General features: G+C 61.4%; 9 protein-coding genes and 1 tRNA gene. 4 read left to right on the forward strand and 6 right to left on the reverse strand.

Translation table 11 applies throughout. The features are described 5' to 3' along the window. The 3 genes from H6B15_RS06750 to H6B15_RS06760 all read right to left on the reverse strand — a co-directional run. Window positions 1-1243 (reverse strand): GLUG motif-containing protein (locus H6B15_RS06750; RefSeq protein ID WP_275950973.1); only part of this gene is annotated, 1243 nt, incomplete at its 3' end. Further along, the gene (locus tag H6B15_RS06755) at window positions 1240-3750 is read right to left on the reverse strand and encodes an MMPL family transporter (RefSeq protein WP_204647235.1); all 2511 of its coding nucleotides are present in this window, start codon (window positions 3748-3750) and stop codon (window positions 1240-1242) included. The genes H6B15_RS06755 and H6B15_RS06750, both read right to left, overlap by 4 nt. Before the next feature lie 179 nt (window positions 3751-3929). Next, window positions 3930-4901 carry an AraC family transcriptional regulator gene (locus tag H6B15_RS06760; RefSeq protein WP_204647236.1) on the reverse strand — a complete coding sequence of 324 codons (972 nt, stop codon included), beginning with the start codon at window positions 4899-4901 and terminating at the stop codon, window positions 3930-3932. Between the two features lie 110 nt (window positions 4902-5011). On the opposite strand from H6B15_RS06760, the gene H6B15_RS06765 reads away from it, so the two are divergent. From H6B15_RS06765 to fucO, 4 genes are all read left to right on the forward strand, one after another. After that, window positions 5012-6517, forward strand: a complete 1506-nt coding sequence (locus H6B15_RS06765; RefSeq protein WP_345941954.1) for a rhamnulokinase — start codon at window positions 5012-5014, stop codon at window positions 6515-6517. Then, window positions 6514-7938, forward strand: a complete 1425-nt coding sequence (locus H6B15_RS06770) for an arabinose isomerase (RefSeq protein WP_243424319.1) — start codon at window positions 6514-6516, stop codon at window positions 7936-7938. The genes H6B15_RS06765 and H6B15_RS06770 overlap by 4 nt, the downstream gene beginning before the upstream one ends. A 42-nt stretch (window positions 7939-7980) precedes the next feature. Next, window positions 7981-8808 carry a rhamnulose-1-phosphate aldolase gene (gene rhaD, locus H6B15_RS06775; protein WP_204647237.1) on the forward strand — a complete coding sequence of 276 codons (828 nt, stop codon included), beginning with the start codon at window positions 7981-7983 and terminating at the stop codon, window positions 8806-8808. Between the two features lie 72 nt (window positions 8809-8880). Continuing rightward, window positions 8881-10029, forward strand: coding sequence for a lactaldehyde reductase (fucO, locus tag H6B15_RS06780; RefSeq protein WP_204647238.1), 1149 nt, complete (start codon window positions 8881-8883; stop codon window positions 10027-10029). Between the two features lie 116 nt (window positions 10030-10145). Here the strand turns inward: fucO and H6B15_RS06785 are convergent. From H6B15_RS06785 to ptb, 3 genes are all read right to left on the reverse strand, one after another. After that, a tRNA-Pro gene (locus H6B15_RS06785) sits at window positions 10146-10221 on the reverse strand. A 55-nt stretch (window positions 10222-10276) separates the two neighbouring features. Further along, a complete protein-coding gene (buk, locus tag H6B15_RS06790; RefSeq protein ID WP_204647239.1) occupies window positions 10277-11344 on the reverse strand; it encodes a butyrate kinase in 1068 nt (355 codons plus the stop codon). Between the two features lie 50 nt (window positions 11345-11394). Then, window positions 11395-12309 (reverse strand): phosphate butyryltransferase, encoded by a 915-nt coding sequence (ptb, locus tag H6B15_RS06795; protein WP_204647240.1) that lies wholly within the window; start codon window positions 12307-12309, stop codon window positions 11395-11397. Between the last annotated feature and the right edge of the window lie 30 nt (window positions 12310-12339).

A 12339-nucleotide genomic window follows, 5' to 3' on the forward strand; every position in this document is an offset into this window, starting at 1 on the left:
CCGGGGTGCTGTCGGGAGAGGCGCTGGGGGTGGGCAGAGGCTCCACCTCCACCCCTGCGCTGCCGCTGGCAGAACTGTTGCCGGTCAGCTTGGTCAGGTCGGTGAGGGTGACTTCCTGGGTGCCGATGCTGATGCCGTTGGCCAACTGGTCCAGCAGATTGTCCACCGCCGACCGGGCGGTTTCCACCTGGTTTTGCAGGGTGCTCAGCCGGCCGGTCAGCTCGCTGGAGGAGGCCGACGCATCCTGGGTGGCCCGGTTCATCAGCCCCTGCAGGGTGCTCAGTTCGCCCTGCAGTTTCTGCAGGGTATCCTGGTTGTATTGCAGAATGCTGGAAGGCTCCATCTGCCCCACAATACCGCCGCCCTCCTTGCGGGCGTGGACGGTGCCGTAGTTCACACAGCCTTCGATGTAGCCGGTCTGGCTGCCGGCAATGCCGCCCACATTGTAGCCGATGTGGTCATACCCCACATCGCCCCGGTTCACGCAGGCGCGGATGACCCCGGAGGAGTTGCCCGCCACGCCGCCGATGTCGGTGATGTCGGCGGCGCGTTCAGTTTTGAGCATATCTTCCAGCGTCAGGTCTTCCAGCTTCACTTCGTTCTGGCTTACGGTGGTGTTGACGGCGGCCAGATTGGTGCATCCGGTCACCACACCGTCGTTGCGGCCGGCCACACCGCCGATAAAGTGGTCGCCGTACACGCTGCCGTCCACGGTGCACCCGCTGATAATGCCGTCCGCTGTGTTCACGCCGGCAATGCCGCCGATCTGGTTGGTGCCGCTCACGGTGCCGGTAAACCGGCAGTTTTCGATGGTTCCGGCGTTTTCACCCGCAAAACCGCCCACTTCCGCCCGGGAACCTTCCGGCTGTACGGTGGCGGACAGGGTGGTCTGTCGCACCACGGCGTCCTTCTGAATGTAGCGGAACAACCCCTGCACGCTGCCGTCGGCGGTGAGGGTCAGTCCGCTGATGGTGTGGCCGTTTCCTTCCCAGCGGCCGCCGAAGGTGGGAATCCCCCCGAAATCCGATCCGGTCAGGTCGATGTCGGCGTCCAGATAAACGGTCAGGCCCTGGCTCCAGCTGTCCAGCCGGCAGTTTTCGGCCAGTTGGACCAGGTCGTCGGCGGTACTCAGGTGAAGGGCGGCGGGGGCTTCTTCCGCCAGTGCCGCCGCGGGCAGACTGCCCAAAAGCAGCGCGGTGCTCAGCAGGGCACACAGCCCTTGTCTGACTGTCTTGCGCATCATACTTCCTCCCCTTCGGTGTAATTTTGGGCCCAGGCCACCGCGTCGGAGGTCTCCTGAGGCAGATAATAGTCCGGTTCGGCGGGTTCGATGGTGGTGCCGGAGGTCACGGCCGCTTTCAGGGTCCCGTTCAGGGTGCCCTTGATCTCGGCGTCGATGACGCCGTTCACATACCCGCGCACCCGGCCGCTCACCCGCATGCTGCCGCTGGCAGACCGGTTGATGCGGGACAGATCGATAGGGGCTTTCATGGCAAAGCTGGTGCGCTCCACAATGGAATCCCCCACCAGCAGAATCTGGGGCAGCACGGCCAGCACCAGCAGGATGGAAACCACGGTGCCCCGGCCCAGACAGCTGCCGATGGCCGCAATGACCGGGTTGGTGGTCATGACGCCGATCAGCGCCCCGGCCACCGCCAGGATGGTGCCGGAAGTGAAGATGGTGGGGAAGGCCTGGTTCAGGGCGGTGATCATGGCCTTCTGGATGGGCATCTCTTTTTTCAGCTCGGTGTAATGGCTGGAAATGACGATGGCGTAGTCGATGTTGGCGCCCATCTGGATGGCGTTGACGATGAGGTAACCCAGGAAATACAGGGGTTCGTGGGCCAGGGTGGGCACCGAAAAGTTGATCCAGATACTGCCCTGGATGACCAGAATCAGCAGGATGGGCAGGCCCACGGATTTGAAGGTGAACAGAAGGATCAGCACCACGAACAGAGCCGAAAGCACGCTGATCAGCACGTTGTCCTGCACAAAGGAGCCGGACAGGTCCTTGACATTGGTGGAGTTGCCCACCACGTAGTAGTCGCCGGAATAATACTGCCCGATGATGTCGTGCATGGTGGTCAGAAAGTCCATGGTCTCGTCGCTTTCTTCCGGCAGGTTCAGATAGACCACCATCCGGCTGTACTTGTCGTTCTGCAGCTGGACCTGGGCCCAGTTCAGCTGATCGAACAGATCGTCCAGTGTGTTCTGGATATCCCCTTGCAGGGTGATGTTGCCGTCCTTCATCTCCTTCTGCAGGAACATGAACATGTCGAACAGGGGAACCTTGTAATCCCCGATGCCGCTGAGCACACTGCCGTACTGGTTCTGGTCCACGGCATAGGCCACATACAGGGCTTCGGCGGCCTCGTAGTCGATGCCCGCCATCTCGGAAAGCTGGCGGGGTGTCACGGCGTCGGCCAGCATGTAGCCGTCCTCGGCCTCGGTGTTGGCCAGACCCTGGGCGGAATCCACCTCCGGGCAGGCTTCCAGCTGTTGCAGAATCTGCCGTTCGGCGTCGTAGTTGCCCTTGGGCACAATGACCGCCAGCATGTTGTTGTTGCCGAAGGTGTTCTTGATCTTCTGGTGGGCGATCTGGCTTTCGCTCTGTTTGGGGGTCACCAGGTCGGTGAAGCTGTAGCAGTAGGGACACTGGTTGGCCAGCACGGCAGCAATGACCACCACCACCGCGAACACCGGCGGGATAACAAACCGGGTGGCCACGTCAAATCGGCCCAGGGCGGTGATGCGGGGAATCAGTTTGCGGTGGCGGGTGGCGTCGATCTTTTTGCTGAACACCATCAGCAGCCCGGGCATCAGGGTAAACACCGAGAGCAGGCTGAACAGGATGGCCTTGATCAGCACGGTGGCCATATCCCGCCCGATGCCGAAATGCATGAAGGCCAGGGCACCCAGACCGGAAATGGTGGTCAGGGAAGAGGAGCTGATTTCCGGTATGGCCTTGGACAAGGCCGCGATGCAGGCTTCCCGGGTGTCCTTGGTCTCATGTTCGTCGGAAAAGCGGTGGCACAGGATGATGGCGTAGTCGATGGCCAGGGCCAGCTGCAGAATCACCGTGACCGAGTTGGAAATGAAAGAGATGGTGCCGCACAGAAAGTTGGTGCCCATGTTCAGCAGGGCCGCGGCGCCGAAGGTCAGGATCAGCACCGGCACTTCGGCGTAGGAGCGGGACGTCAGGGTCAGCACCACCACGATGATCACCGCGGCAATGACCAGAATCACGCTCATCTCGCTGGCCAGGTCGGCGGACATGTCCTGGCCCACCTCGGTGTCCACATAGGCGTCGTACCCGTCCAGCGCCCGGTCGATGCCGTCCAGGGCCTGCAGGCTGATGTCGTCGGTGGCGGTGCCGTCAAAGGTGACCGTGAACAGCGCCGACGCCTGCTTGTAATGATCGGTGCTGTCGTCAAACTCCACACTGTACACACCGTCCACATCCTCCAGCTTGTGGGCCAGATCCTGGGCGGTGTCGTAGGTCACGTTGGATACCATCACCCGCGCGGTGCCGAAGGTGGTGAAATTGTCGTTCATCACCGTCAGGCCCTGGCGGGTCTCGGTGTGGGCGGGCAGATAGGTGGTGATGTCGTTTTCCACCTTGACCCAGCCCGACGCCACAATGCTGAAGATCAGCGCCAGCGCATACAGCAGAAAAAACAGATTGCGTTTGTCCACAATAAAGGTGGCAATCTTTTCCATTCCGCCGGTTTTGGGCTTCTTTTCTTCCATGGCAGAAAAATCCTCCCGTTTTCAAGTCAAAAACAGCCCGCACGCGGTGGGCTGTTTTTTCATCTTAATACGGGAGGAGGGCAAAAACCATATACAATTTTGAACAAGTGTAAAAAAATCGGGAAATGACCGCCGGTTTTCCACAAAAAAGCCCCGGATTGTGGAATCCGGGGCGCAGGTCAGCTGTGGGCCTGCCGGCGGCGGTAGTCGGCGGGGGAGCAGCCGTATTTTTCCTTGAATTTGCGGTAGAAGTAGCTGCTGTTTTCGTATCCGATGGACTCCAGCACCGCGTCGGCGGGCAGGCGGGTGTTGCCCATCAGATAGGCGGCCTGCTGCAGTTTGCGCTGCTGCAGCAGCTGCTTGAAGTTCTGCCCGGTGTGATGCTTGAGCATCCGGCTCAGGGTGTAGGGGGGCATGTGCAGCTGGGCGGCAATCTCCTCCAGCGTGCCGTTTTTGTAGGAAGACTCGATGTATTTCAGCGCCGTGAACACCGCGCTTTCCTCCCGGCTGCCGGAAGCCGTGCGGTTCACGTCCTCCGCAAACATGGCCAGGTTCAGCAGCAGCAGACCCATGGTGGTCTGGTTCAGCACGTTCACCCCGGGCTTTTTTTCCAACAGGGTCCAGATCATGTTTTCCAGCAGGTTCTGCACCGGCAGAATGTCGTGGGCCGCAATGTGCAGATACCCCGCAAAGGCGGATTCCCCCGCCAGGGTGGAGATCAGAAAGTCCCGCAGCACATTTTCCTGCTCCAGCATGCGGAAGCTGCGGTCAAAGAACTGGGGCAGAATGATGAAGTTCACCCCCACGTCCTGTTCCGAGGCGGGCAGAATCTCGTGGTACACCGCCTGATTCAGAAACAGCAGGTCCCCGGTCTGCAGCACCAGGGTCTGGGTGCCGTTGATGATGTGGGTGGTGGACCCGCTGCACATGTACAAAAGCTCCACATAGTTGTGCCGGTGGCGGGGAAAATGCACAAACCTGGTGTGGGGGCGGATTTCGATGAGCTTGCCCTTTTCCAGCAATTTCTCGCTGTCCACCACAAAATCCCGGCGGGAGGTATACCGCTCCCGCTCCACCTGGGCCCGCCCGTCCAGGATGGCCTGTTCCTCCTCGGTGATCTTTTGCAGTTTTTTTAACAGCTCCGGGTTCATTTTTGTGTCACATCCTTTTTATCAGCATACCACAAAGCGGAACGCAATGCAAATAAAGTCCCTGTTTTGGTGAGAAACCGTCCTTATCCCTGCAAATAAGAACGGTTACAATGGAATCAGAAAAAATCGGCAAGGAGGGTTCCGTCATGGGGCAGTATTATCTGGCCATTGACATCGGGGCGTCCAGCGGGCGCCACATTCTGGGCCACGTGGAAAACGGGCGCATGGTGCTGGAGGAAATGTACCGCTTTGACAACCGGCAGCAGCGCCGGGACGGCCACGACTGCTGGGACGTGGAAAATCTGTGGCAGGGCATTCTGGGCGGCCTCAAGGCCTGCAAGGCCCAGGGCAAGATTCCGGCCACCGTGGGCATTGATACCTGGGCGGTGGACTTTGTGCTGCTGGACAAGGACGGCAAGCGCCTGGGGGATGCGGTGGCCTACCGCGACGGACGCACCGAGGGCATGGACAAGGCGGTGGACGCCCTGATCCCGCCCGCCGAGCTCTACGCCCGCACCGGCATCCAGAAACAGCTGTTCAACACCATCTACCAGCTCATGGCTCTCAAGCAGGAGCATCCCGAACAGCTGGAAGCGGCCCACAGCCTGCTTATGATTCCGGACTACTTCAATTATCTGCTCACCGGCGTGCAGAAGCAGGAATACACCAACGCCAGCAGCACCAACCTGGTCAACGCGGCCAAAAAGACCTGGGACCGGGAACTGCTGGACACCCTGGGCCTGCCCCGGCGGCTGTTCGGCCCCCTGTCCATGCCCGGCACGGTGGTGGGGCCTCTGAAAGAGGAGATCGCCGCCGAAGTGGGCTTCCAGACCACCGTCATTCTGCCCGCCACCCACGACACCGGCTCGGCCTTCCTGGCGGTGCCGGCCCGGGATGACCGGGCGGTGTATCTGTCCAGCGGCACCTGGAGCCTGCTGGGGGTGGAGAACGAAGCCCCCATCACCACCGAGGAGAGCCGCGCCCAGAACTTCACCAACGAGGGCGGCGCCTGGTACCGGTTCCGCTATCTGAAGAACATCATGGGTCTGTGGATGATCCAGTCCATCCGGCGGGAACTCAATGGGGTGGACTACGTGGCCGGCAAGACCCGGGCCGCCTGGACCCTGGATGTGAAGGCAGGGGAGAAGCAGTGGAGCTTCCCCGACCTGATTGCGGCGGCGGAGAGCGCCGCGGACTTCACCGCCGTGGTGGACGCCAACGACGACGCCTTCCTGGCGCCGGACAGCATGATCCTGGCGGTGCAGAAAGCCTGCGCCGCCGCCGGACAGCCGGTGCCCCAGACGGTGGGCCAGCTGATGCAGTGCGTCTACCGCAGCCTGACCCTGTGCTATAAGAACGCCATTGCCGGGCTTTCCGAACTGACCGGCAAGACCTACACCAGCATCAACATCGTGGGCGGCGGCTGCCAGGACAACTACCTCAACCGCATGACCGCCGCCGTCACCGGCCTGCCGGTGTACGCCGGCCCGGTGGAGGGTACGGCCATCGGCAACCTGGCCGTTCAGATGATTCACGGCGGCGAATTTGCCGGCCTGGTCACCGCAAGACAAAGTATCCGTGAAAGTTTTGATATCAAGGAGGTTCTTCCCCAATGAGCATGTTAGTGGAAACCAAAGCCCGGGTAGGCGTGTTCGCCATTGCCCTGGGCGCCTATCTGCCCCAGTTCCCCAGCCTGGTACCGGAATTCCAGGCCCAGTACGAGCAGTTCAAAACCATGATTCCCGACACCGTGGAGCTGGTGGACGGCGGCATCGTCACCACCAAGGAGCTGAGCCAGGCGGCCGGGGACAAGTTCCGCGCCGCCGACGTGGACCTGGTGATCATGCAGCTGCTGACCTACGCCACCTCCTACAATATGCTGCCTGCGGTGCGGGACCTGGATGTGCCGGTGGTGCTGGTGAACGTCCAGAAGCTGCGTGCCCCCGACTACGAGCACACCGACACGGCCAAATGGCTGGGCGAGCTGTATGCCTGCGGCGCTGTGGGCGAGATGGTGGCTGACCTGGAGCGGGCCGGCAAGCGCCATGCGGTCATCACCGGCGTGGTGGAGGGCGGCGATCCCACCGTTCAGGCCGAGATCAACGACTGGTGCAAGGCCGCTCAGGTGCGCCGCCGCTTCCGGGACACCAACCTGGCCCAGATCGGCCGTCCCTACCCCGGCATGATGGACCTGTACATCGACGAAACCAACCTGTACCACCGCATGTGGCTGTACACCAAGCAGTTCGACTGGGAAAAGATGTGGGCCATTGCCGATGACGTCACCGATGAGGCGGTCATCCGCGCCAAAGCAGAAGAGATTCTGGACACCTTCGACATCGAGGGCGGCGGCACCGTGGAGAAGGTCTGGGAGATGGCCCGCTATGTCGTGGCCTTTGAAAAGTGGGTCAAGGACGAGAAGATCGCCTTTATCGCTTCCCACTATGACGGCTTTGCCCAGGGCAAGGCCGGCGTGCTGGATTCCATGCTGATTCCCGCCTTCTCCATGCTCATCAAGCAGGGCGTTGCCTGCGCCGTGGAGGGCGACATTAAAGTCTCCATGGCCATGTCCATTCTCAAGACGATTTCCGGCCAGGGCCAGCTGTCCGAGATGTATTCCATCGACTTTGACAAGGACATCTGCATCATCGGCCATTCCGGCTCCGGCGATGCGGCCATCTCGGCCAAAAAGCCCACCATGAAGATCGTGCCGGTCTTCCACGGCAAGACTGGCGGCGGTTACCTGACCCAGTTCTACCCCCATCTGGGTCCCGTGACCTACCTGGGCATCACCCAGGACAAGGACGGCCACTTCAAGTTTGTGGTGGCCGAGGGCATCAACGAGGAAGGCCCCATCTTCACCTTCGGCGACACCAATATGCGCACCCGCTTTGCCTGCGGTGCCCGGGAGTTCGTCAACCGCTGGAGCGAGGCCGGTCCCACCCACCATATGGCTGCCGCCTGCGGCCGCCACATCGACACCATCCTCAAGGTGGCGGAGATCTTCAATGTGCCGGTGGACGTGATCACCCGCTGAATCAACCTGTCAAAACGGTTTTATACAGAAAGGAACATGAACATGGAAATCTACGATATCCCCTGTGTGAAGGGCTTTATGCGGATGTGCAACGACGGCTGGCTGCAGGGCTGGCACGAGCGCAACGGCGGCAACCTGACCTACCGCATGACCGAGGAGGACGTGGCCGCCTGCCGTCCCTACTTTGACGAGACGCCCCGGGAATGGGTGAAGATGGGTGTCCAGGCGGACAACCTGGCCGGGGAATACTTCATCACCACCGGTTCGGGCAAGTACTTCCGCAATGTGGAACCCGACCCCATCCACTCTATCGGCATTGTGGAGATCAATGCCGCCGGCGACAGCTGGCGCATCGTCTGGGGCCTGGCCGAAGGCGCCAAGCCCACCAGCGAATTCCCCAGCCATTTCATGAACCACAGCGTGCGCAAGGCTGCCACCAACGGCGCCAACCGGGTCATCTACCATTGCCACGCCACCAACGTCATCGCCCTGACCTACATCCTGCCCCTGACCGACCGTGATTTCAGCCGTGCCCTGTGGCAGAGCGCCACCGAGTGCCCGGTGGTCTTCCCCGAAGGCGTGGGCGTCTGCCCCTGGATGGTGCCGGGCGGTGCGGACATCGCCATGGCCACCAGCGAGAAGATGAAGACCTACCAGGCCGCCATTTGGGCCCAGCACGGCCTGTTTGCCTCCGGCCCCGACTACGACACCACCTTCGGTCTGGCCCACACCATCGAGAAGAGCGCCGAGATCTACGTCAAGGTTCTGTCCATGGGCGGCGGCCTGATCCGCCAGACCATCGAGGATGACGATCTGCGTGCCATCGCCCGGGATTTCGGTGTCACCCTCAACGAGAATTTCCTCAACTGAGTTCCGTCACACCTCCCCAAAGGGAGTTCTACGATCTATTTTCAACCCATCACAAAAGGAGTGTATTGTTTTATGGTCTCTCGCATTGTTCTGAACACCATTTCCTACCATGGCCACGGCGCCATCGAAAACATCGTCCCCGAGCTGACCTCCCGCGGCTACAAGAAGGCCTTTGTCTGCTCTGACCCCGACCTGATCAAGTTCGGCGTCACCAAGAAGGTCACCGACCTGCTGGATGCAGCCAATTTCGCCTACTCCGTGTACAGCGAAATCAAGCCCAACCCCACCATCCAGAACGTCCAGGACGGCGTGGAAGCCTTCAAGAAGGCGGAAGCCGACTGCATCGTCACCATCGGCGGCGGCTCCTCCATGGACACCGCCAAGGCCATCGGCATCATCATCAACAACCCTGAATTTGCGGATGTCCGCAGCCTGGAGGGCGTGGCTCCCACCAAGAAGCATGCGGTCTTCACCATCGCCGTGCCCACCACCGCCGGCACCGCCGCCGAAGTCACCATCAACTACGTCATCACCGACGTGGAGAAGAAGCGCAAGTTCGTCTGCGTGGACACCAACGATATCCCCGAAGTGGCCGTGGTCGATCCCGACATGATGGCTTCCATGCCCAAGGGCCTGACCGCCGCCACCGGTATGGATGCCCTGACCCATGCCATTGAAGGCTACATCACCAAGGGCCATTGCACCATCTCCGACATGTTCCACCTGGAGGCCATCCGCCTGATCAGCGAGAACCTGCGCGGCGCCGTGCAGAACACCCCGGAAGGCCGCGAGGGCATGGCTCTGGGCCAGTACATTGCCGGCATGGGCTTCTCCAACGTGGGCCTGGGCATCGTCCACAGCATGGCCCACGGCCTGTCCGCCCTGTATGACACCCCCCACGGTGTGGCCTGCGCCATTCTGCTGCCGGTGGGCCTGGAATACAACAAGAGCGTGGCCGGTGAGCGCTATCGCGCCGTGGGCAAGGCCATGGGTGTGGAAGGCATCGACGCTATGAGCGACGCCGAGGCCGCCGACGCCACCATCGCCGCTGTCAAGAAGCTGAGCGCTGATGTGGGCATCCCCGCCAACCTGCAGGGCATCCTGAAGGAGGAAGACATCCAGTTCCTGGCCGAGTCCGCCTTCGCCGACGCCTGCTGCCCGGGCAACCCCCGCGACACCAGCGTGGAGGAGATCAAGGAGCTGTACAAGAGCCAGCTGTAATCCTCCCCGTATCCAGAACCGAAAAGAAGGCGCAGCCCCGCGGGGCTGCGCCTTCTTTGCTGCCGGCACATAAAGGAAAAGGCAGGCTGAAACGCACAGTTTCAGCCTGCCTTTTTTGGTCGAGGTGACAGGACTCGAACCTGCGGCCTCCTGGTCCCAAACCAGGCGCGCTACCAGCTGCGCAACACCTCGGCGGCAGTTTTTATTATAACCGCTGAGGCTGCGCCCGTCAAGCGCGGGCAGGGGATCAATAGGTCTGGGGTTCTTCTTCGCCGGTCATGACGCGCAGGGCACCCTGGGCCAGGGCCAGCAGCTCGTCCTCGCCGGGATAGACGGTGATGGGAGCAATCCAGCCGATGCTTTCGGTGAGTTTGTCCACCGTCAGCTGGGAATAGGCGATGCCGCCGGTCAGGATGATGGCGTCCACCTTGCCGTGCAGCACGGCGGCCATGGCACCGGCGTCCTTGGCAATCTGATAGTAGAAAGCGTCCTGGATGAGCTTGGCGTACTCGTTGCCTTCGTCCACCATCTTCTGCACCTCACGGGCGTCGTTGGTGTGCAGATAGGCATTGAAGCCGCCGTTGCCGCAGATCTTCTTGTAGATTTCCTTCTGGGTGTACTTGCCGGAGAAGCACATCTTGATCAGGTCGCCCACCGGCACGGTGCCGGCGCGCTCGGGGCTGAAGCAGCCCTCGCCGTCCAGGATGTTGTTCACATCCACAACCTTGCCCTTGCAGTGGGCGCCCACCGACACACCGCCGCCCATATGGATGACGATGAGGTTCAAAGCGTCGTAGGTGGTGCCGTGTTCCTTGGCGTAGCGGCGGGCCACGGCTTTCTGGTTCAGGGCGTGGAAGATGCTGCGGCGGGGCAGTTCGGGCATGCCGGAGATCCGGGCCACGTCGGTCAGCTCATCCACCACCACGGGGTCCACAATGTAGGAGGGCTTGCCGATGGCGTCGCCAATCTCCCGGGCCAGGATGCCGCCCAGGTTGGAGGCATGCTGCCCCTGCACACCGGCGACCAGGTCGGCCAGCAGGGCGTCGCTGACGGGATACGTACCGCCCGGAATGGGCTTGAGCAGGCCGCCGCGGCCCACGATGACATCAAAGGAATGGATGTCGCAGTTGTCCTCTTTCAGGGCGTCCAGGATGATCTGCTTGCGGAAATCCTTCTGGTCGATGATGGAGGCATATTTGGCGATCTCCTCGGTGGGATGACGCAGGGTCTTGTCGAACAGCAGGGTTTCGTCCTCAAAAACGCCGATCTTGGTGGAGGTGGAACCGGGGTTGATGATAAGGCTCTTGATAGACATGGTAGCTCGCTTCCTTCTTCAAATGATTTTCTCTCTCACAAAATACCCGCTCAGTGGTTCAGGGCGGCGGCCACCACGGCAGCCAGGGCGATGGAGTTGACCTTGGTCTTGAAGGAGTCGGAACGGCTGGTCAGGATGGCGGGCACCTTGGTGCCGGTCAGGATGCAGCCGTTCTCGCACTTGGCGGTGTGCACCAGGGTCTTGTACACCAGGTTGCCGGCCTGGATGTCGGGGAACAGCAGCACGTCGGCCTTGCCGGCGGCGGGGCGGTCCTGGGCACCCTTGTGGGCAGCGGCTTCGGGATCAATGGCAATGTCCATGGACAGGGGGCCGTCCACCACACAGCCGGTGATCTTGCCTTCTTCGCACATCTTGCGCAGCTCGTCGGCGTCCACGGTGCAGGGCATCTTGGGGTTGACCACCTCAACGGCGGCCAGGGGCGCTACCTTGGGGCATTCCACGCCGCAGGCATGGGCCACTTCCACGGTGTTCTCGATGATATGGACCTTGTCTTCCAGGGTGGGGTAGGTGATGAAGGCCACGTCGGACAGGAACAGCAGCTGCTCCACGCCCTCGATCTGGAACACGGCCACATGGCTCAGGGTCTTGCCGGTGCGCAGGCCCACTTCCTTGTCCAGAATGCTCTTCAGGAAGGTCTTGGTGTCCAGCAGGCCCTTCATGTACATGTCGGCTTCGCCGTCATGGGCCAGCTTCACCGCCTTCAGGGAAGCGGCCGTCTTGTCCGGCTCGTTGATGATGCGGTAGTCGGACAGGTCCATCTTCATCTCGGCGGCGATGGCGCGGATCTTGGCTTCGTCGCCCACCAGAATGGCGTCGGCGATGCCCTGCTTGTGGGCTTCGGCAACGGCTTCCAGAACGGCGTCGTCCTCGGCGGCGGCCACCGCGATGGTCTTCTTGCCGCATTCCTTGACCTTGGAGATCAGTTCGTCAAAACTCTTCACCATAAAAAACACCTCGTTTTATCATCACAAAGC

Source organism: Gemmiger formicilis, from assembly GCF_016900095.1.
GTDB lineage: Bacteria > Bacillota > Clostridia > Oscillospirales > Ruminococcaceae > Gemmiger > Gemmiger formicilis_A.